Origin of the sequence: Pedococcus sp. 5OH_020 (genome assembly GCF_027812955.1) — a bacterium.
Lineage (GTDB): Bacteria > Actinomycetota > Actinomycetes > Actinomycetales > Dermatophilaceae > Pedococcus.
Map to the genome: position 1 here is coordinate 1 of NZ_JAPYZV010000005.1, position 21217 is coordinate 21217.

The 21217-nt window shown below is 66.9% G+C and carries 18 protein-coding genes; 8 read left to right on the forward strand and 10 right to left on the reverse strand.

Annotated features, from left to right (window positions below; translation table 11 throughout):
• A partial coding sequence (locus tag PHA84_RS09880; protein WP_270888333.1) for an integrase core domain-containing protein occupies positions 1 to 131 on the forward strand: 131 nt, incomplete at its 5' end.
• Here PHA84_RS09880 and PHA84_RS09885 read toward each other — a convergent pair.
• Both PHA84_RS09885 and PHA84_RS09890 read right to left on the reverse strand, forming a co-directional pair.
• Positions 128 to 1699, reverse strand: a complete 1572-nt coding sequence (locus PHA84_RS09885) for a GntP family permease (RefSeq protein ID WP_270887938.1) — start codon at positions 1697 to 1699, stop codon at positions 128 to 130. The genes PHA84_RS09880 and PHA84_RS09885 overlap by 4 nt on opposite strands.
• On the reverse strand, positions 1696 to 2244 hold the full coding sequence (locus tag PHA84_RS09890; protein ID WP_270887939.1) for a gluconokinase: 549 nt from the start codon (positions 2242 to 2244) through the stop codon (positions 1696 to 1698). Before PHA84_RS09890 ends, PHA84_RS09885 begins: the two co-directional genes overlap by 4 nt.
• Positions 2245 to 2589: 345 nt before the next feature.
• Here PHA84_RS09890 and PHA84_RS09895 point away from each other — a divergent pair, with 345 nt between their 5' ends.
• Positions 2590 to 3657 carry an aldose epimerase family protein gene (locus PHA84_RS09895; RefSeq protein ID WP_270887940.1) on the forward strand — a complete coding sequence of 356 codons (1068 nt, stop codon included), beginning with the start codon at positions 2590 to 2592 and terminating at the stop codon, positions 3655 to 3657.
• A gap of 208 nt (positions 3658 to 3865) precedes the next feature.
• Positions 3866 to 4762: an SDR family oxidoreductase gene (locus PHA84_RS09900; RefSeq protein ID WP_270887941.1), complete on the forward strand. Its 897-nt coding sequence runs from the start codon at positions 3866 to 3868 to the stop codon at positions 4760 to 4762.
• Between the two features lie 108 nt (positions 4763 to 4870).
• Here PHA84_RS09900 and PHA84_RS09905 read toward each other — a convergent pair whose 3' ends face one another.
• The 4 genes from PHA84_RS09905 to PHA84_RS09920 all read right to left on the reverse strand — a co-directional run bounded on the left by PHA84_RS09905 (position 4871) and on the right by PHA84_RS09920 (position 8775).
• The gene (locus tag PHA84_RS09905; protein WP_270887942.1) at positions 4871 to 6082 is read right to left on the reverse strand and encodes a GH12 family glycosyl hydrolase domain-containing protein; all 1212 of its coding nucleotides are present in this window, start codon (positions 6080 to 6082) and stop codon (positions 4871 to 4873) included.
• A gap of 699 nt (positions 6083 to 6781) precedes the next feature.
• The gene (locus tag PHA84_RS09910; protein WP_270887943.1) at positions 6782 to 8143 is read right to left on the reverse strand and encodes an FAD-dependent oxidoreductase; all 1362 of its coding nucleotides are present in this window, start codon (positions 8141 to 8143) and stop codon (positions 6782 to 6784) included.
• 181 nt (positions 8144 to 8324) lie between these two features.
• Positions 8325 to 8444: a zinc-binding dehydrogenase gene (locus tag PHA84_RS09915; protein ID WP_270887944.1), complete on the reverse strand. Its 120-nt coding sequence runs from the start codon at positions 8442 to 8444 to the stop codon at positions 8325 to 8327.
• 94 nt (positions 8445 to 8538) lie between these two features.
• Positions 8539 to 8775, reverse strand: coding sequence for a hypothetical protein (locus PHA84_RS09920; protein WP_270887945.1), 237 nt, complete (start codon positions 8773 to 8775; stop codon positions 8539 to 8541).
• A 423-nt stretch (positions 8776 to 9198) separates the two neighbouring features.
• On the opposite strand from PHA84_RS09920, the gene PHA84_RS09925 reads away from it, so the two are divergent.
• The 3 genes from PHA84_RS09925 (at position 9199) to PHA84_RS09935 (ending at position 13714) form a co-directional block, all read left to right on the forward strand.
• The gene (locus tag PHA84_RS09925; RefSeq protein ID WP_270887946.1) at positions 9199 to 10176 is read left to right on the forward strand and encodes an alpha/beta hydrolase; all 978 of its coding nucleotides are present in this window, start codon (positions 9199 to 9201) and stop codon (positions 10174 to 10176) included.
• Between the two features lie 166 nt (positions 10177 to 10342).
• Positions 10343 to 11953 (forward strand): ABC transporter substrate-binding protein, encoded by a 1611-nt coding sequence (locus PHA84_RS09930; RefSeq protein WP_270887947.1) that lies wholly within the window; start codon positions 10343 to 10345, stop codon positions 11951 to 11953.
• 414 nt (positions 11954 to 12367) lie between these two features.
• Positions 12368 to 13714, forward strand: coding sequence for an ABC transporter substrate-binding protein (locus tag PHA84_RS09935; protein ID WP_270887948.1), 1347 nt, complete (start codon positions 12368 to 12370; stop codon positions 13712 to 13714).
• Between the two features lie 299 nt (positions 13715 to 14013).
• Here PHA84_RS09935 and PHA84_RS09940 read toward each other — a convergent pair whose 3' ends face one another.
• Complete coding sequence (locus PHA84_RS09940; protein WP_270887949.1) at positions 14014 to 15129, reverse strand: zinc-dependent alcohol dehydrogenase; 1116 nt, start codon at positions 15127 to 15129, stop codon at positions 14014 to 14016.
• Positions 15130 to 15370: 241 nt separating this feature from the next.
• Here PHA84_RS09940 and PHA84_RS09945 point away from each other — a divergent pair, with 241 nt between their 5' ends.
• Entirely contained in the window at positions 15371 to 16195 is an 825-nt protein-coding gene (locus tag PHA84_RS09945) for an alpha/beta fold hydrolase (protein ID WP_270887950.1), read from the forward strand.
• A gap of 28 nt (positions 16196 to 16223) precedes the next feature.
• On the opposite strand, the gene PHA84_RS09950 is transcribed toward PHA84_RS09945, so the two are convergent.
• Entirely contained in the window at positions 16224 to 17081 is an 858-nt protein-coding gene (locus tag PHA84_RS09950; RefSeq protein WP_270887951.1) for an SDR family NAD(P)-dependent oxidoreductase, read from the reverse strand.
• A gap of 184 nt (positions 17082 to 17265) precedes the next feature.
• Between PHA84_RS09950 and PHA84_RS09955 the strand changes: the two genes are divergently transcribed.
• Positions 17266 to 18486, forward strand: coding sequence for a PucR family transcriptional regulator (locus PHA84_RS09955; protein ID WP_270887952.1), 1221 nt, complete (start codon positions 17266 to 17268; stop codon positions 18484 to 18486).
• Positions 18487 to 18516: 30 nt separating this feature from the next.
• On the opposite strand, the gene PHA84_RS09960 is transcribed toward PHA84_RS09955, so the two are convergent.
• Together PHA84_RS09960 and PHA84_RS09965 are read right to left on the reverse strand one after the other, a co-directional pair.
• Entirely contained in the window at positions 18517 to 20388 is a 1872-nt protein-coding gene (locus PHA84_RS09960) for a dipeptide ABC transporter ATP-binding protein (RefSeq protein ID WP_270887953.1), read from the reverse strand.
• Positions 20385 to 21206, reverse strand: coding sequence for an ABC transporter permease (locus tag PHA84_RS09965; protein WP_270887954.1), 822 nt, complete (start codon positions 21204 to 21206; stop codon positions 20385 to 20387). Before PHA84_RS09965 ends, PHA84_RS09960 begins: the two co-directional genes overlap by 4 nt.
• Positions 21207 to 21217: the final 11 nt, after the last annotated feature.

The following is a 21217-nucleotide window of genomic DNA, read 5'->3' on the forward strand; positions in this document are numbered from 1 at the left end:
CCTCCGAGAGCGAACGCCGAGCTGCGCTGCCAGCATGGCTGCACGAGTACAACCACCACCGACCCCACACCGCCTGCGGGAACCAACCACCCATCACCCGCTTGACCAACCTGTCAGGGCAGTACAGCTAGACGACGAGGCTCAGGAGCATCACCAGGAGGAAGCCGACCACCGAGATGACGGTCTCCATGACGGACCAGGACCGGATCGTCTCCCCGACGGTCAGGCCGAAGTACTCCTTCACCAGCCAGAAGCCCGCGTCGTTCACGTGGCTGAAGAAAAGCGACCCACAGCCGATCGCGAGCACCAGGAGGGCGAGGTGGTTCGCGCTCAGGCTCGGCGCCAGCGGACCGACGATGCCCGCCGCCGTGATGGTGGCGACCGTCGCGGAGCCGGTGCCGAGCCGGATGAGGACGGCCACGAGCCAGCCGAGGAAGAGTACGGAGATGTTGACGCCGGTGGCCCAGTCCTTGATGACGTTGCCCACCCCTGCGTCGACGAGCGTCTGCTTGAAGCCGCCACCGGCGGCCACGATGAGGATGATCCCAGCGATGCCCGGCAGGCTCGCACCGAGCGAGTCACTCACCCGGGTCCTCGACATCCCTGAGGCCAGCCCGAGCGCGAAGTAGCAGAAGAGCACGGCGATGAGCAGGGCGACCACCGGAGTGCCGATGAAGTCGGCCACCTGTCGGAACCCGTTGTTCTCGTCGGTGATGACGAGCTTGCTGATGGCGTCGACCAGCATGAGGACCACCGGCAGCGTGATGGCGATGATCGCCGAGGAGAACGGGACCTCTCGCGATGGCCCCTCCGGCGACGCGACCGACCCGACGCCGGCTGTGCCGGAGAGGTCGTCGCCCCGAGCGTCGTCGACCGCAACGTCACGGCCGCCGCCGAGGCCTCGACCCGTCGGCGTCCCGGCCTCCTCGCCCGTCACAGAGCCGAGGTCGCGACCTGCGGTCGCGCTGAACCCGCCCGTGTCGGACGCGCCGACCGCTACGGGCTCACGCGTCTCGACGTACTTGGGCACCCACCGGTCCACGAGCTGCGCCAGGACGGGACCCGCCACGACGAGCGTAGGGACGGCGACGACCAGCCCGAAGAGCAGGGTGAGGCCGAGGTCGGCCTTGAGCAGGCCGATCGCCGTCAGCGGGCCGGGGTGGGGTGGGACGAGCCCGTGCAGCACGGACAGGCCCGCCAGCGCCGGGATTCCTACCTTCATCAGCGAGAGGCCGGTGCGCCGCGCCACCATGACGACGACCGGCACGAGCAGCACGACGCCGACCTCGAAGAACAGGGGCAGACCGAGGATGGCGGCGATGGCGGCCATCATCCACGGCAGGCCGCCCGGTCCCACCCGGCCCACCATGGTGGACACGATCTTGCGCGCGCCACCGGACCGCTCCAGCATCATGCCGATCATCGCGCCGAGCGCGATCAGCACGCCGACGGAGCCGGTGGTCGAGCCGAACCCCTTGATGAAGCTGTCCACGATGTCGCCAGGCGGCATCGTGGCGATGGCACCCAGCACGGCGGACCCGAGCATGAGGGACAGGAACGGGTGGAGCTTCGCCAAGGTGATGAGCGCGACGACGGCGAGGATGCCGACGACGCAGGCGGCGAGCAGCTGGCCGTCCGGGGCGTAGGGCTTGTCCGCCGCGACGAGGGCGGCGACCGAGCTGACGACTGAGGCTGTCATGACGATTCCTTCCGCAGGCCGAGGGCGACCAGTGCACGGTTGAGCACCTGTGCGGCCGTGCCCTCGTTGGTGATGACGACGCCGGGCTCATCGGGCTCCAGCGGTTCCAGCGTGGCAAGCTGGCTGGGGAGGAGCGACGCCGGCATGTAGTGGTCCGGGCGGTGCTCCATGCGGTCGCGGATGACTTCGGGGGCGGCTGTCACGTGGAGGAACCGCACGTGGGGACGGTTCCGGCACAGGATGTCGCGGTAGGCGCGCCGGAGAGCGGAGCAGGTGACGACGGCCGGCTCGCCACGGGCCTCCTTCTCGCTGATCCACGCGCCGACCGCCTCGAGCCAGGGCCAGCGGTCGTCGTCGGTCAGGGGAATGCCGTCATGCATCTTCTCGACGTTCCCCTCGGAGTGGAAGGCATCACCCTCGGCGAACTCCCAGCCCATGACTGTGGAGATGCCCTTGGCAACCGTCGACTTGCCGCTCCCTGACACCCCCATCACGATGACGTGGTCCGGAACGGGATCAGGCGCCCGTGACTCTCCGTCACCCATGCTCGGCACTCTAGCGCCGGCCGTTGCAGTCGGCAGGACGGGAGAAGGCTGCTCGCGGGCGGTGAGGCGGACGAGATCGCCTCAGGTCGGCGGCCGGAGAACGAATCGCTTCCCCCATCGGTGGGTATGTGCGCCGCTGCGGCAGCACCACCAACCCAGGACTCGCAAACCTCCAACGGTGGTGCTGCCGTGCTGTGCCGGCCTGGGACAACGTCACGCGAGGTGCGAGACACTGCGTGCCAGACCCAGTGGACGGGACGGAGTGGATCGGACCCAGTGGACCAGGCGGGATGGAGCGGAGTTGATGGACCAGACGCGATGGGCCGCATCAGCTGGAGGGCGGCGATGAACGAACCCACCCCGTTCGGGGAGCTTCCGGACGGGCGCCCCGTCACGGCGTACACGCTGGGCGGCGAGGGGGCTCCGGAGCTCCGCGTCCTCGACGTCGGTGCCACTGTGCAGTCGCTACGCCCGCACGACCCCCGCGGCGGCGGCGTCGATGGCTACGGGCCGAACCTGGTGCTGGGGCATCGGGAAGCATCGGCGTACGTCGCCCGGCCGCCCGCGTACCACGGCGCGGTGGTGGGGCGCTATGCCAACCGGATCGCGCAGGGACGGTTCTCGCTCGACGGCGTCACGCACCGGCTGGAACCCAACGAGGGCGCCACCTGTCTGCACGGAGGCCCGGGCGGGTTCCACGCCCGCCTCTGGACCGTCAAGGACCTGCAGCCGGCCAGCATCACGTTCCAGCTGGTCAGCCAGGACGGCGACCAGGGCTTCCCCGGCGAGCTGACAGCCTGGGCCACGTACCGCGTCGAGCCGGACACCGTGGTGGTCGAGCTCTCTGCCAGTACCACCAAGCCCACCGTGGTGAACCTCACGAACCACTCCTACTTCAACCTCTCGGGGGAAGGCTCCGGGTCCGTCGACGGTCACGTCCTCACGGTGGACGCCGACCGCTACCTGCCCGTCGACAGCACGTCCATTCCCATCGGCGCACCGGCCGAGGTGGCGGGGACCCCGTTCGACCTGACCCGCGGCGCGCGCATCGGCGAGGTGGTCCGAGCACCGCACCGGGACATCGGGATCGTCGGGGGACTGGACCACAGCTTCGACCTTCGCGGTGAGGGCCTGCGGCGTGCGGCCCGCATCGAGGACCCGGCCAGTGGCCGAAGCCTGGAGGTGCACACCGACCAGCCGGCCCTTCAGGTCTACAGCGGCAACTTCCTCGACGGCGTGACCGTCGGCTCCGGCGGAAAGCGGTACCGGCAAGGGGATGGGGTCGCGCTGGAGACGCAGCGCCACCCCGATGCGCCGAACCAGGACTGGCTGCCGTCTCCTGTCCTGCGGCCGGGGGAGACGTATCGTTCGCTCACGCTCTGGCGTCTTGGCGTATCAGCCGGCTCCCCGTAGAGCCTGCAGCTCGCCCCGCGACGCCTCGGCGACGTAGGCCACAGCCCTCGCAAAGAGGTGATCTTCACGCCGCCGATGCTCCGTGGGGCCTCGGGTCGTCTGAACGCGGTGTACCCGCCGGGAAAGCGGGTAGGGAAGGTGCCTCCCGCGGATCGCCGCAGCCGGCGCAGTCCCGCGGATCCCATCAGCGAGCCGAGGAGAGAACGGTATGCCCAAGGACCAGTACACCGCGCAGGACCCCACTGAGCAGCACGACCAGCCGGACAGTGAGGGTGAGCAGATCGAGCACCCCGGCACCACAGGAGCGATGGGGGACGAGCCGGACCACGGCGAGGACACCTACCGCGGCAGTGGCCGGCTCGAAGGCAAGAAGGCCGTGATCACCGGAGGTGACTCCGGTATCGGTCGGGCAGTCGCCATCGCTTTCGCCCGGGAGGGAGCGGACGTCCTCATCTCCTACCTCGAGGAAGAGGAGGAGGACGCCCAGGAGACCGCGCGCCTCGTCAAGGAGGCCGGTCGTACCGTGGTCACCTGCGCCGGTGACCTGCGCGAGGAGCAGCAGTGCCAACGGGTCGTCGACCAGGCGGTGGAGGCTTTCGGAAAGATCGACGTCCTGGTGAACAACGCGGCATACCAGATGGCCCAGCCCGGCGGGATCGAGGACATCACGACGGAGCAGTTCGACCGCGTCCTCAAGACCAACCTCTACGCCATGTTCTGGTTGTGCAAGAAGGCCCTGCCGCACATGGAGGCCGGGGCGAGCATCATCAACACGTCATCGATCCAGGCGTCCCAGCCTTCGCCGGAGCTGCTCGACTACGCCACGACGAAGGGCGGCATCGTCAACTTCACCAAGGGTCTGGCGCAGATGCTGGCCGAGAAGGGGATCAGGGTGAACTCGGTGGCTCCAGGCCCGATCTGGACCCCGCTGATCCCGGCCACCATGCCGGAGGAGAAGGTCGGGTCGTTCGGCGAGCAGACCCCGATGGGGCGAGCCGGACAGCCGGCGGAGCTTGCACCGGCCTACGTGTTCTTCGCCTCTCAGGAGTCAAGCTATGTCAGCGGTGAGATTCTCGGCGTCACGGGAGGCCAGCCTCTGAAGTAGCCGGTCTCCTGGCTGTGGGAGGCGTCCTAGACGCGCCAGCGCCGCCGGCAGATGGCCTGCCGGCGGCGCCCGCGCCTGCGTTCTCGGGACTGCGTGTCCCGAGTGGTGTCAGGAGTCGGTGATGGAGAAGTCGGTGAACTGCCACGTCGCCGCAGAGCCGCCCGTGTCGACGATCTCCACGCCGTAGCAGATCTGGTCGACCGTGGATCCCGAGGCGACCCGGCCCTGGCCGACCAGGTAGGTCAGCATGGCCTTGAGGTCGACGGTCCCCGAGGGGTACCGGGCCCCGCCTGAGGGGACGAAGGCGATGTACCCGTTGCCGCTGGTCGCGTACACGTCCCAGGTGTGGCCGCCGAGGCTGACCCCGGAGGCGAACCGGGACCCGGCCGGGACCTGGTTGTGGTTGTCGGTCCAGATCATCACCTCGTCGTTGGGCACCCCGTTGAGCCACAGGTCGTAGGCGACGTTGTAGATCCCGACGCCAGGGGCGGTGGCGGCGTAGGTGGAGGTGAGCCGGGGGAAGCTGGAGATGGTCCGCCCGGAGTAGTCCTTGTGCACGTTGGGGTAGGTCTTGACAGCGCCGTCGCCGGTGTTGGTGGCCGTGCCCACGTGGTTCCAGGACCGATAGGAGCAGACCTGCGTGGTGCCCTTGGTGCCGGGATAGCTGGAGGCGTTCCACAGGTTGTTGTGCACGTAGTAGCCCCCGTTGCTGATCCCGCCGTTGGGGTCACTGGTGGTGAAGATCGGGCTCGTACAGGCCGCTCCGCTGGGCGCAGTGGTGGTGGTCGCCGTCGGCGTCGTGGTGGTCGTTGCCGTCGGCGTCGTGGTGGTCGTCGTGGGCGTCGGCGTAGTCGTCGTCGTGGCGGTCGGCGTGGCCGTCGTCGTCGTGCTGGGCGTGGGCGTGGCCGTCGTGGTGGGGGCTGGCTGCCCAGGCGTGGTGAACACCATGTCGGCGCCGTAGGCGGTCCCGTAGCCGTTCCGTGCGACGATCCGGTAGTGGTACGTGGCGCCGGCCGTGAGACCGGTCAGGGGGTCTGCCACAGCGACGGATGCCCGGCCGGAGCCCACGGACTGGTCGCGAGTGGCGGACCCGTAGGCAGCGCTGAGCCCGAAGTCGAAGTGTGCCGTGGTCGACGAGCGATTGGGGTTCACGCTGCCGTTGAGCGTCGCGCCGCTTGTCGTGACGGTCGTGGCGGCGCCGGTCGTGACGCTTGGGGTGCGGGCGGGCACAGCATCGGCGCTGCTGGCTCGGCCGATCACCCCCGCGGTTCCCACGAGGGCGAGCGTGGCCGAGGTGGCGACGACGAGTCGGGTCTTCAAGGGGCCTCCGTGGCTCTTCTCATGCGTGAATGGGCGTGGTTCCGGGCGGCCCCTGCTGCCACCTTGAATCCGCAAAACAGCGGATACACGATCACACCCCACCCATAGGGCGCAAATCGGCCCACCGCGACCAGAGGGCCGTATCACACATCGGAACGCACAGCGCGCCGGGCTCGGGAGAGGCCTCAGCCACGTCCGGGAAGTCACCGGGAAGTCGATGTGGGCTGCCGGTGCAGAGAAGGAGCCTCGACCGCGTCGCAGGTCCTTCGTCACGGGCTGTCCGGGAGGGCGGGCCGCGCCGGGTACCTGGTTCGGGAGGTGGACCTGGGAGTCGCCCCGGTACGGCAGCTCCGAGTTGTGCGTCAGGTACCAGACCTTGCGGTCCATCTGCGCCGGGCGAGCGAAGCCGGCACGGGGTGTCTTGCCACTGAAAGTGCTGTTGCTGCGCCCATCTCTCCCACTCCGCTGAGGCGGAGACCTGCGCGCTTCCTCGCGCCCGTTGGCGCGGCCGCGGTCGGCCTTCGGCAACGGGGGCGAGTCTGGCCGCGTGGAGAAGCCGACCCTTGCACGGGTGGCGTCCGGTGGCCTTCCACTTTGTGATGCGTCGGGACGCCGCAACGCTGGAAAGGCAAGGGGCGCCGTCGTGCCTACTGGCGTTCAGCTCTGCGCAGGCGTTATCGGGGCTTGGCGCCCCGCACGTCAGTCGGGGGTGTCCAGCCCGACCCTGGGATGGCTAACTGCGTCGCCGGTCACGGCCGGGGAGCGTCGTGCGCTGGTGAGCACCCGAACCAGCATGTCGGGTCGAAGCAACACGGCAGGCGGGTCGCTCAGCTGAAGCACCCGGTTGAACGTGCGGGCCACCGGCAGAGAGACGTGGGCGGCCTGGACCACGCGCTGGCCATAGCGGTTGAGCTGGGCCGTCCCGAGCGGCCTGGGACCCGTCGTGGCGGGATGCGCGAAGTCGCCACCCACCGCGATGCGCCAGGGGCTGTCGATGATCTGAGCCGCCTTGCGATGGAACCGGTTCGGAAGCTCGGGCGACAGCACGCCGAGGGTCCTCGCCGCCTCGCCCAGGGCGGCGGCCTGCAGCGCCGCCGACGTCATTCCCTGACCGTAGATGGGGTCGAAGCTGCTCGAAGCGTCGCCCAGTGTCACGAAGCCCTGAAGGAGGGGGGACTTCTCGTAGTGTCGGCGTTGGCTGGAAGGAAAGCGGTAGGTCGCCACAGGGGATAGTCGCTCGCAGCGGTCGAGGAGCTGCCCGACGACCGGGCTCGGGAGGGCCGCTGCAAAGGCATGGATCCCCTCGTCGTCGCACGGCGGCACGTCCCCGTGAACACCGCCGAGGGCGACCTGCCAGCGGTCGCCTTCCACCGGCAGGACAGAGGCTGCTCGGAACGAGCCTGGAGTGTCGATGCAGACGACGGAGTCGCCCTCCAGGTCGTCAGGGGAGCGGCGCATGAAGAAGGAGGAGTAGCCGATGTCGATACCAACCCGGGTGATGGGCGGCATGAGCAGCCTCGAGGTCGCGAGGTCCTGGGCGATGCGGGAGCTGCGTCCGGAGCAGTCGACGACCAGCCCCGCGGGCCGCTCCACACCCGCGACGACCACTCCGGTGACACGGCGTCCGGTGACGGTCACCCGCTCGGCCAGGCTCCCAGACTCGAGCGTGACGCCGCACGTGGCGGCCACTCGCTCGCGAACGACGTGCTCGAGCAGAGGCCGCGTCAGACACAGCACCGGCCGTCCCCAGTCCCCGCGGGCTCGGTAGGCACCACCCTGATGGACCCACGCCCGGTGGCCGTCGACGGGCACCGCTCCACGAACCTTGAGATCCTCCTCGATGCCCGGGAACCACTGACGTAGCAGGTCGAGCCCGGCGGCGAGGAGCAGGTGCAGATGGCGGCCCTGCGGCACGTGACCGCGCGGGGCGACCTCCTCAGTCAGCCGCTCACGCTCGAACACGACCACGGACGCGGCGTGGTCGGACAACGCTCGTGCGGCCAACAGTCCGGCCATGCTGCCACCGACGACCACCACCGTGGTTCCATCCGCTGCTGTCATGTACGCCTCGTATGCTCGCGACTAGCCTCAAGGCTAGACGCGCAGACGCCTGCAAAGCTGGACAGGCAACGCCGGTTATCGGCTTCATCGGACTTCGATGCTGCGCCTGCGGGGTGCAGGCCTGGACGTCGCAACACGATGGCATGTGACGACAGCTCGTCTCCCATGCGGGCAGTCCGGGTCAGGGGATGACGACCAGTTTGCCGACCGTGTGACCGTTCTCCGCGTGCTGGTGGGCAGCGCCGATGTCCTCGAGAGCGAACCTGCGTTCGATGTTGAGGGCGTAGTGAGTAAGGCTCACTGCTTCTGCGAGTCCAGCGCGGGGTCGGTGCTGCGGGTGGCGCCGGTGGATAGGCGGGCACCGAGGGTGGGGGCGGAGAAGTCGGCGATCGAGATCACCTCGGCGGGGGGTGGCCGACGAGGCTCACCAGGTCGGCGATGACGCCGGCGCCGGAGATGTCGAATGCTCCGTTGACGCCTCCGGGTGCGACCGCTGAGACGCGCTCCACGAGTCCCGGGCCGTGCGCGATGCGAATCGCACCGAGGCGATCGAGGTGGTCGTGGTCCCTCGGGCTGGCCGTGCCGATGACGGTGAGCCCCCGCGCGATGGCCCGGGTGGCAGGCTCACTCACAACAGCATCCGCCGCGCCCGCACCCCCTAAGACCTGACATTCGACAGATCGAGCAAGACGAGCCGATGACTGCTCGGCGTCTGTACCTGGTGGTGGGCTACAGAAGGAGTCATTCTCGCCGTTACGAGCAATTCTCGCCGGTGCGGCGATCACGCGCGATCGTCACCTACAGACCTATCTGACTGGCTCGGCTGACGCGATGACGTCCTCATCGCCCCCACCAGACTCCCGAACGGCAAAGGAACCCGTGATATGGCACGTGACGAGTCAGTCTCAGCAGATGACCTGTCGGTTGGCACAGGTCCTCAATCTTCCCTTGGAACTTCAGCGAGAGTCCGCCCTGGCCTCCTTGGTCATCTCGCACGACCCGTCGATGGTGCTTCCCAGTCGGCCAGCGTCACTGAGGACGAAGCAGCCGTCGACGTGCCGGCACTGCGATTCGCCAGCGGGGCTGTCTCCGAGAGGACTGCAGAGCTCGAGCTGGTCGACCTGACGCACGGGCAGGCGGAGCAGGAGGCGGTGAACGCCGACTTCTTCAAGGAGCACAGAATCTCCGGGAAGGACCTTGCGGCATACGCCCTAGCGGATGACGAGAACTCCGACTACAAGCTGAGCTGGGACTCGCTTCCGCGTCTGGAGGTGCCGGCGGGCGAGTACTACCACTTCCGGTGGGTGAGCCACACGGTGTACCCCGGCGTCGCCCGAAGCGTGTACCTCTACCTCCCACAGGGCGCCGAGCAGGCGGAGTCCGTGAACCTCGTCGTGTTCCAGGACGGCCGCGACTATGTGGGTCCCCAGGTGCGTGCGACAACCGTGCTGGACAACCTCGTGCACAACGGGGAGATCCCGATGTCTGCCGGCCTGTTCGTGTGCCCCGGAGAGACCGGACCGGGTTACCCCTCCTTCGGTGGGGACCACAACCGCAGCATCGAGTACGACGTGGTCAGCGGCGACTATGCACGCTTCCTCGTCGACGAGCTGTTCCCGGTCGTCCGTACCCGAATTCGGCTCACCGAGGATCCTCGCGGCCGGGTCATCTGCGGCATGAGCTCGGGTGGCGCCTGCGCCGTCACCGCCGCGTTCCACCGTCCCGAGGAGTTCGGCAACGTCATCTCGCACTGCGGCAGCTTCATCAATGTGCGAGGCGGTCACCAGCTTCCCACCATGTTCCGACAGAGTCCGCGTAAGGCCATCAGGATCTGGCACCAAACGGGCTCGCGCGACGTCGATGTCATCTTCGGCAACATCCCGATTGCGAACCACGACCTCGACGCATCTCTGAGGTACCGCCGATATGACTCTCAGTTCGTGTTCGGGAACGGCGGCCACACCCTTCGCCACGGCGGAGCGGTGTTCCCCGAAACCCTCCGGTGGATCTTCCGGGACCAGGTGCCGGCCTGAGACGTGGAAAGCCCTCTCCGCCCGCTGATGTCGGTCCGAAACGGCGAGCGGAGACTGTAGAACCGACTGGAGAACCCGCGCGCCCTCATACCTTCTCCAAGTGACGCGGTCGTGGTGCATCCCTAGCCTCCCGGAGAAACACCATCGGGCCGCTGAAGGGATTCCCATGACAGACTCGACCAGAAACCGCGAGCAGCTCGGCATCGTTGGAGGCACGAGCCTGTCCCGTCGCCAGGCGCTCACTGCTGGCGGTGTGAGCCTCGGTGCGCTGCTGTTCGCAGGCTGCAGCACCGCCAGCTCGTCGCAGAGCGACTCCTCGAGCGGTTCCGGGTCACCGAAGAGGGGTGGCACTCTGAGGCTGTCAGTGAGTGATGGGCAGTCCACGGACAGCCTCGACCCTGGCCTCATCATCTCGCAGAACTCTGCCATCGTGTGCAATGCGCTGTACGACCCGCTGACCAGGGTGGACGACAACTACATCCCACGGCCAGCCCTTGCCGAGTCGTGGGAGTCGAGCCCTGATGCGATGCAGTGGACGTTCCACCTGCGTAAAGGCGTGAAGTGGCATGACGGGAGCGAGCTCACATCGGCCGACGTGGTGGCGACGCTCAAGAGGTGGGTCGACCCCAAGAGCGGCAATGAGATGTACGGCGGCATGAGCCCGTACATCGACCCGGTCGGGATCGCTGCGCCAGACGCGCATACCGTCGTCGTGAAGCTCAAGGCGCCCAACAGCATCCTGCCGGCACTGGTGGGCTCCAACTGGAACGCCAAGATCACCAAGGCCGGCACGGAGTCGTTCACCTCCAAGACGGCAATCGGCACTGGACCGTTCAAGCTGACCTCGTGGGCTGCTGGCACGGGCTGGGCAGCCACGCGTCATGAGGCGTACTGGGACGGTGCCCCACATCTTGATGGGATCCAAGCCACGATCACCCCCGACCAGAGCGCGAAGCTACAAGGCGTCATGGCGGGGTCCACGGACGCCACCGATGACGTTCCGATCACCTTCTGGGCCAGCCTGAAGAGACAGCCGAATGTCTCGGTGCAGACGTTCAAGAACAAGAGCGCCTGGGTGTTCGCCTTCGACCAGCGGCGTGCACCGTTCAACAATGAGAAGGTGTTGCAGGCCCTCAAGCTGGCCACCGATCGAGAGACGATGCTTCGCGTCGCTCTCCAGGGCCAAGGGGTTGTGACGGATGACTTCGGTACGCCTCCGGGGTCGGTGTTCTACCCCCATGACCGCAAAGCGGAGTTCAACACCGAGAAGGCCAGGCGTCTCTTGGCCGAGGCTGGTTACCCGAACGGACTCGACATCGAGCTCAGCACCTCCAACGTCACGGCGGGAATGCTCGACGTGGCCCAGGTATGGCAGCAGGTCGTCAAACCGGCAGGCTTCAACATCAAGCTGAACCAGCTTCCGTTGAACACATACTGGGAGAAGGGCTGGATGGCTACGCCGGCGTTCCAGGACTACTGGAACAGGTTCCACCCGGCTCAGCTGCTGCAGCTGTTCTACACATCCTCGGGACCGTGGTGGGACACCCGCTATCAGGATCCTCGCCTGGCGGCCCAGATCGCCAAGATCATGAAGGAGACGGAGCCGACAGTACAAGCTCAGCTGATCCGGGACGCCCTTGTCATGGTACGTGAGACCTACAGCTACATCGTCCCGTTCTATACCAATGGTGGCTGGGCGCAGTCGAACAAGGTCAAGGGCGTCGTGTGGGACTTCGTCCACCAGATGGACTTCAGGAAGGCCTGGATGACGGGCTGAGCCGGCTTCCAGCCGCTCTTGGCGGAGTAACGGAATTCTGTCCGCGGCTCCTGAAGAATCACAGTTCACCGGGACAGGTCGGCCAACGAGACTTACTTCCAGTCGTCATCGGGTGTGCGATGCGCAGAAAATGGAGGAGCCGTCATGGCCCAGAACCCTCACCGATCGTTCGAACCAGCATGTGCCAGGCCCACGAGAGTTCAGGTCACTCGACGTCAAACCCTTGCGCTGGGCGGCGTCAGTCTCGGCGCCCTCCTCCTTTCGGCGTGTGCCGGCGGTGCGTCAAGCGGGTCGCCGTCGACATCGCAGTCAGGAGGGACGCCCAAGAAGGGCGGGACCCTTCGCGTCTCGATCAGCGACGGGAGCAGCTCCGACAGCCTGGATCCGGGCGTCACGACCTCGATGAGCTCCTACATGGTTGTGGACTCCATCTACGACCAGCTGGTAACGCTCACCGCTGATTTCCAGGCGCAGCCGGCGCTGGCGAAGTCGTGGAACGTGAACGCCGACGCGACGCAATGGACTCTTCACCTCCGCGAGGGCGTGAAGTGGCACGATGGCAGTGACTTCAGCTCGAAGGACGTCGTCTACACGATCAACCGCATGTTGGACCCGAAGTCCGGAAACCATGGCGCCGCCTTCCTGTCGCCATACCTCGACACCCATGGGGTCTCGGCCCCAGACGCCAACACCGTGGTCCTGAAGCTGAAGAAGCCGAACGGCACCCTGATTCAGACGATCGGAAACCTTCCCTACGCCTCCGTCGTCAAGGACGGCGTCACGGCGTTCGGCGCAAAGAACTCCGTGGGCACCGGGCCGTTCAAGCTTACTGGCTGGACACCAGGACAGGGCTGGAAGCTGGCGCGCAACGACCAGTACTGGGGCGGTGCGCCATACCTCGACGGGATCGATGCATCGATCACGCCCGACCAGAGCGCGAAGGTCCAGACGGTGCTGGCCGGATCCACCGACCTGACTGACCCGATCCCGGTCTCGCTCTGGGTGACGATGCAGGGGAAGAGCAACGTCCAGCTCGAGACGGTCAAGAACAAGAACAGCTGGATCTTCGCCTTCGACCAGAGCCAAAAGCCGTTCGATGACCCACGGGTGATTCAAGCCATCAAGCTGGCAACCGACCGAGAGAAGATGGTGCAGACCGCGCTGCAGGGGCACGGCAAGGCCGTTGCAGACGTCCCGATCGACCCCGGCACCACGTGGTACCCCAAGGGGCTCAAGCCTGAGCACGACGTCGCTAAGGCAAAGAGTCTGCTTGCCGAGGCGGGGTTCCCGAACGGCTTGGACATCACGCTGAGCACGACCGCAGCGGTCCCAGGCATGTTGGATGCCGCCCAGGCATGGCAGCAGATCGTCAAGGGTGCCGGCATCAATGTGAAGCTCAACCAGCTCCCGCTGGACACGTACTGGACCAAGGGGTGGATGGCGTCCTCAGCCTTCATGGACTACTGGACCAGCTTCTTCCCACCGGTCGGCTTCGGTGCCTTCTATGCCAAGGACGCCAGCTACCCCGAGACCCACCACTCCGACCCGACCGTCGAGAAGACCGTCGCCGAGCTCATGGCCGCCACAGACCCGCACAAGCAGATCGAGCTGACCCAGCAGGCCTACCTTGCGGCACGTGACTCCTACGGCTTTCTCATCCCCGTGTTTGCCGACGCCGCCTACGCGAGGTCACCGAAGGTCAACGGAGTCATCTTCAACCCCGCTACGAACTTCAACTTCCGGAAGACCTGGCTGGCCTGACCGCGCAGACTCTCGACGGGAAGCGGGACGCACATCGGTGCGTCCCGCTCTCCGTCTCCATGGCCGACGCAGCGGCATTGGGGACGAGGGTCCAGGATCGGAACGTCTCGGAACCAGTTCTCCAACGGCGCCGCGGCTCGCGGACAAGTCGCCGGGCCGAAGGAAGACGGCCTCGAGCCGCTCCACGGCCGGCGGATGGGAGAACTGGAGGGGTGCGGCGCGCACCTACTCGGCGCTGTCGACCAACGGCAGGACGACGCCGTCGGCGCCCAGGGCCAACCTGCCACGCAGGTTCTCGTTCAGTCGCTCTCCTGGTGCAGGGCCTCACGCGTCGGCGGACGTGAAGGGATAGTGCTGCCGGCACGTGGTTCGGAATCCGGGAGCGAGGGGTCCAGCAGCACTTTGCCGGCTTCACCGCGCATCAGGTCGAGTGCCTGCGGAAGCCCGTTGAGCGGCAGCCGGTGTGTGATGAGACCCTCGAGGTCCACCTTCCCGGCGACGACTAGTGCGGCCAGTCGGTGCCAGGTGTCCCAGATGGACCGCCCCCAGCTGCCCCGCAGTGTGATCCCGCGAGAGATGAGCGTCCTGCTGACGTCGAGCGGGAGCTCACCCTTCACCAAGCCCACCGCGACCACCGTCGCCTCCCGACGGACAACCTCCAGGGCGTTGGCGAGCGCAGGCCTCGCACCTGAACACTCCAGGGCGAGATCGAAGCCACCTCGCGCCTGCGTCATGGAGTCGGCGGCCTCGCGGGGGTCGGCCTCAGTGCCGATGGCGGCGCCGAAGCGCTGCGCCATACTGCGACGGTAGGCGTTGGGCTCGACCATGACGACCCGGCGCGCTCCCAGGGCATCAGCGACCTGTGCCGCCACCATGCCTACCGGCCCTGCTCCGGAGACCAGCACTGAGGCGCCTGCGAGGTTGACACCTGAGCGCAGCATTGCGTGCATGGCGCTTCCAGCCGACTCGAGCAGCGCGGCCACCTTGGGATCGATCTCGTCGGGAAGAACGAAGCAGCTTCGCGCCTGGACCACGAAGCGCTCGGCGAACGCACCGTCGACAGTCACGCCCAGCAGCTCCAGGCGCGCACAGTTGTGCCCATCGCCTGACAGGCAGCTGAAGCACTCACCACAGTGCAGGTGGGTCTCGACCGCGACCGGCATTCCGACCTCGATCCCGGCGGTGTGCGGTCCGGCTTCGACCACCACACCACCGACTTCGTGACCCATCGTCCGAGGGAACGTCATGCTGACGTCGCCGCCGGCGTAGCCGGACTGGAAGAACGCCGCGTCCGAACCACACACGGAGGCCGCAGCAACCTCGATCCGGACCTGACCTGACCCGAGCTCCAGTTCCTCCCGGTCGAGGACGTACTCGCATCCCGGTCCCGGGGCAACCTTGACCACTGCACGCATACCGCAAGCGTCGGCGCCGGAAGGCCGTACAGCCACCGCTTGCTGACGAAGCCTGGGAGCCCCCTTTGCTACAGATGCAGAGAGTCACACCTGCGGTGCATCGCTATCGTTGGGCCAGCGAGCGGCAGCACTGGGCTCCGGCGGTATGACGCGACCGTGGAGTTCCGAACCGGCGGGCCTTGGCTGGGCCACATCGGACGCTCGCGACCCATCGCTCAATGCGGAGAACAAGGGGACACCTATGCCAGGCACCGACCTCACGATGACGACCTCCGACGGAGTGCATATCGTCTTCGACGACGAGGGCGAGGGCAGCCCGTTCCTCTTGGTCCACGGCTACGACGGCCTTCGCGCTCACTGGGAGTTCCAGCGAGATGCGCTGTTGGCCGCCGGCCATCGCGTGGTGGCCCTGGACCAACGAGGGCATTGGGCCTCCGACAAGCCACTACACGGGCTGCGGATGTCGCGTCTCGGTCAGGACCTGCGCGAGCTCATCGAGCTCTTGGACCTGGACGACATCACCCTCGTCGGCCACTCCATGGGGGTGTCGGCCTCACTCGCCATGTTCTCGATCTCCGGCGTCGACCCCGTGAAGCGGTTCGTAGCGATCGAGCAGTCGCCGAAGCTCACGAACGAGGACGGTTGGACCTGGGGCGCGCGAGGTCTCACCTGGGACAACGTCTACGACATGGCGTACAGGCGAGCGGTGTTGGGTCAGCCCGAACTCGAGCCGCCGATGCCCGAAGGTGCGGCGATGGGTATGACTGAGCACACGTTCGACCACGAGAAGGTGTCCAAGCTACTGCTGGACCACATGGTCGCCGACTGGCGCGACGTCCTGCCCCGTATCCCCGTTCCGACGTGGGTCGTGGGCGGGCGACTGAGCCCTTACTACGACATGGACGGGATGGAGTGGTTCGCCGCGCAGGTGCGTGACAGCCGCCTCACCGTCTTCGAGAACAGCGGACATTCACCGCACGTCACGGAGGTGGAGGAGTTCAACCGCCGGCTCCTGGACTTCGTGACACTTCACCCAGGAGCACCCGGACCTGTCTCCCAGGACTGACGCTCCAGCTCCATCCCGGGAGGAGTCGTCAGAGGCAACGCGCAGACAGCCCGCCATCGACAGGCAGGCACACTCCGTTCACGTAGGACGCGGCATCGCTCGCAAGGAAGACCGACACGTTGGCCACGTCCCAGGGGGTCCCCATGCGACCCGTCGGACTGGCGGCATGTCTCGCCGCGAGGGCATCCGGATCGCTCGTGATCTGCTGCGAGACAAGCGGTGTGTCGATCAAGCCTGGTAGCACCGCGTTGGCGCGGATGCCGCGCGCCGCATAGGTGAGCGCCAAGGAAACGGTCAGCTGGTTCACGCCAGCCTTGGTGGCGTTGTACGCAGGGTAGGTGTAGCCGGTGTCACGGATGCTTGCCGTCGAGGAGACGTTGATGATGGCCCCACGGCCTGACTCGAGCATTCCAGGAAGAACATGGCGGGCGGTCAGGTATGCGCTGGTGAGGTTCAAACGAACTGACGCGTCCCATGCTTCGAGCCCGAGCTCCAGGACCGAGCCCCTTCGAGCCACCCCGACGTTGTTGTGCAGAATGTCGAGGCCACCCAGCTGGACGGTCGCAACGCGGACCGCGTCCTGGACCTGGGCCTCGTCGGTGACGTCGGCCCTGATGGCGATCGCCACACCACCGGAGACGGTGATCTCTTCGGCGACGCGCTCGGCCTCACTCGCGTCGACGTCGACCGCAGCTACGGCGGCACCCGCTAGCGCATAGGCCCGAGCGGCGGCCTCTCCATTACTGATGCGGGAGCCCGAGGAGCCCGCGCCGAAGACGATTGCAGTCCGGCCACGGAGGTCGAAGTGCGGATGCCACGGGCGGTCCTGCTCCGGCTGCCGAGTGTCGTCGCCCGTGGCGCCACCCTGGGTGGTCACTTGCTCCATGCTTCGCTCCAGTGGTACTCGCCGACTATGGCCTGCGGGTCCCGACGCTTCGGCGAACACCTCGGACGGGAGCCCTCGTTCCGCACCCAACGGTCGTCCACACGACGCTCCGTGACTACCGTCTCGGCGAGCGGAACTGGCGGGACCTTGCTCAGTTTGTCGAAGCCCATGGGATACTGGCGCCGTGAGCGTGGGCGCCGTCCAACAGCTGGTGGATGACTTGGCTGCTCGCTTGCATCGTTCGGTGGTCATCGACGACCCGGAGGTGAGACTGCTTTACGCGAGCAGGCACTACGGCGACGACGACGAGGCACGCCGACGCGCTGTCCTCGAGCACGACGCCGGCGCACGAACCATCGGCTACGTGCTTGCCCACGGAGTTGCGACGTGGACGACGGCTGGGATCATTCCAGCAAGCGCGGAGTTCGGGCTGCAGACTCGCGTCTGCGTTCCCATCCGCTGGCGCGGCACGCTCCTGGGACTGCTCATGGTGGTTGACAGGGAAGGCACCTTGACGACGGCCGAGATGTCGCTGCTCACAGAGGCCTGCCAGGAGCTTGCCACGTTGATGTTCGGCGATCATGCACCAGAGGTGGACGATGATGCCCAGGCACTCTCGGACGCTCTGGACGACCTCGTCGCTTCCGAGCCCGCCCTTCGTCGAGCGGCAGTTCGGACGCTCACGGCTCGCCTGGGTGAGCATGGTGACCGGCATGTCCGGGCGCTCCAGCTCAACGCGTACGAGGGCCGGGTTCCGAGCAGCCCCGGACACATCTCCGCCGGCTTGAGACACGCGCTGGCGTCCGAGGCGCCTCGGCACGGTGCTTGGACGCGGCTCACGGCGGTGCACGAACGGTCTGCGCTCGTTCTCCTTTCCAGCCGCACCGAGATCAGAACCGAGACGGTGACTGCGTATGCCGGCGATCTCGTCGCGCGGGTTCACGACGTCGCGGCAGGTCGCTTCAGATGCGTGGCGGGAATGGGCGGCTCGGCCGTGGGACTCGAACAGGCGCGAGCCTCCTTTCGCCAGGCAGAGCTGGCGGCGCGCGCCGGCAGAGACCTGCTCTCACAGCCCGTGGTCGCATGGGCGAACCTCGGCGAGCTCGCTGTCCTGCTCCAGCTGCCGCTGGCCCAGCTGGAGGAGGACTGCTTGCCTGAGGAGGTCCAGCGCCTGGTGGCGTCCGACAAAGACGGTCGCAGCATCGAGACGGTGCAGGCCTTCTTGGACCACGCCGGGTCTGCGCCCGAGACGGCCGATGCGCTTCACCTACACCGCACGGCGGTGTACTACCGGCTCGAACGAATTCGGGAGGCTACCGGTCTGGATCTGGATGACGGCCGCACGCGGTTGGCGCTGCACCTCGGCCTGCGCCTGCGAGAGCTGCTCAGGCTGCAGCACCACTAGCCGGCCCCTATCGGCCTCTGACCAATCCGTTCACGCCGCCGGATCTGCCGGTGGTGCGGCACCATGCCGCAGGCCGCTCGCTTGGAGACTCAAGCCGCCGGTTCGGGTGGCCCCGCCAGTGGGGATGGCATTGACGAGCTCCCGGGTGTACTCATCCTGCGGTGAGTCGAACAGCCGGGCGACCGGTCCGACCTCCCGCACCACGCCCTGCTGTAGGACGAGGGCGCGGTGCGCTACCGCCCTGACCAGTGCCAGGTCATGAGACACGAACACCACGGAGGTGCCATGTTCCGCCGACAGGGCCGACAGGAGATCAATGATGGCAGCCTGAACGGAGACATCAAGTGCTGAGGTGATCTCGTCCGCGAGGATCAGCTTGGGGTTCGCTGCGAATGCCCTGGCGATCGCCACTCGCTGCTTCTGGCCACCCGAGAGCTCGTTGGGGTATCGATGCGCCATGGACGGTGGAAGGTTGACCTGTGCCAGGATCTGGCGGACCCGTTCCTCTCGGTCTCGCCGCGAAAGGCCTCGTTCAAACAGCTGCATGGGGCGCGCGATGAGGCTCATGACATCGTGCCGCGGGTTCAGTGACGTGTCGGGGTTCTGGAAGATGATCTGCATGTCGCGCCGGACCGTCCTGCGCCGCTTGGCCGCGTTCGACGGCAGATCGGCTCCCTCGAACCGGATGCTGCCGGCCGAAGGCGGGTGTAGGCCCGCAACGGTTCGGATGAGCGTTGACTTTCCGCTACCCGACTCTCCGACGATGGCGAGGGTCTCACCCTGCGGCACGTCGAAACTCACCCCTTTGACCACCGGTGTCGTGCTTCTGTGCGAGCTGTACTCGCACCAAAGCTCCTCGACACTCAGCAGCGGAGAATGATCCTTGACCACAGGCAGCTCGAGCTTCCGATCGCGAACGGTCAGCACGATGTGCTCCGTCGCTCGAACACAACGCGCGCTGTGGGAGTCGCTGAGACTCACCAGTGCCGGGTTGGCCCGGATGCACGGGTCGATGGTGTAGCCACACCGGGGAGCGAAGGGACAAGCCGACTCGACGACCCCCTGCGGTGGAGCGCCAGGGATGCCCGACAATGCGGTCTTGCCCGATGGGTCCGGAACGGCCGCGACAAGCGCTTGGGTGTATGGATGCACCGGCTGGGTCAGCAGAACAGCCGCCGGCCCCGCTTCCACGACCTGACCGCCGTACATGATCGCGGCGCGGTCGCAGACCTCCGCAAGGAGCGGGAGGTCGTGGCTGACAAGCAGTGCCGCAGTCTGGTGCTCGGCTATGACTCGCTTCAGGAGTCCCATGATCCGGGCCTGGGTCGTGACGTCGAGTCCTGTGGTGGGTTCGTCCAGAATGAGCACTTCGGGGTTGCACGAGAGAGCAATGGCCAGGTTGATTCGCTGTTGTTGGCCGCCGCTGAACTGGTGCGGGTACCGTCGAAGGGCCGCGTCGGCGTTGGGAACGCCGACCTCGTTCAACAGCTCGAGCTGCCTGGCCCGCAGTTCCTTACCACCGATGCGCAGATGCAGCATCATCGGCTCGGCGAGCTGTGCCCCGATCGTGAGCGCCGGCGTCAGGGTCTGAGACGAGGCCTGCGGAACATAGACGACTTTGCTACCCCATAGCCGGCGGAGCTTCGGCAACGGAAGACTGAGGAGGTCGAGGTCGCCCAGCAGAGCAGTGCCGCTGAGCACCTCCATGCCACCAGGCCGGTAGCCGATCGCCGCAAGAGCGGTGGTGCTCTTTCCGCAACCGGACTCTCCCGCCAGGCCGAGGACCTTCCCACGGGTCAGGGTCAGGTCCACGTCCCTGACCACCGTGTTGACCGAGCCGTCCCGCTGCCTATAGCCAACGGAGAGGGACTGGATATCCAACGCAACTGGCGACGTACTCACAACATCGAGTCCTTCATGCCATCATGGCTTACGTAGCGCACCATTGAGTCCGCCATCAGGTTCAGCCCCACGGACAGTGCTGCCACACCGACGACTGGGGCCAGGGATGCGTAGGGCTGCACCTGGACGTAGGCGAGGTTCTGGGCGATGGACAGTCCCCAGTCGGGCGAAGGCGGCTGCGCCCCGAGGCCCAGGAAGTTCAGAGTCGCGACGAAGATCACCCCATAGGTCACACGCAAGGCGAGGTCGGAGACCACCGGCGCAACGATGTTGGGCGCTATCTCTCGGACGACGATGGTGACGCGCCGCTCCCCGCGAGCGCGGGCTGCTTGCACGTAGTCGGATGACACGACGGCCAGCGTTGTGCCGCGGGCCACGCGGCCGATCTGGGGTGCGAAGATCAGTGCGATGGTCAGCACCAGCACGGCGGTGGAGGACCCGAACCCCGCGATGACCGCGAGCGCGATCAGGAGTGGTGGAAGGGTCAGCAGAATGTCGAAGACCCGAGCAACCACGGCATCGAGAGCGCCACCGATATACCCGCACGTCATGCCGAGGAAGCCGCCGGAGATCGTGGCCAGCCCGACCGCGGCCAGTGGCACCAAGAGCACCATCCGACCTCCGCTGAGGAAGCGGCTCCACACGTCGCGACCGAGGTTGTCGTTGCCAAGGACGAAGCCTCGGCCCGGCGGCGCGAGCGGAAGGCCCGCAGCAAGCTCGTTCGGATCATGCGGCGCAAGAACGGGACCCAACACGATCACGATCATCATGAGGGCGACGATGACCAGCCCGACTCGACCCGTCCAGGTGTGAGTCACGGGGTGGAGGA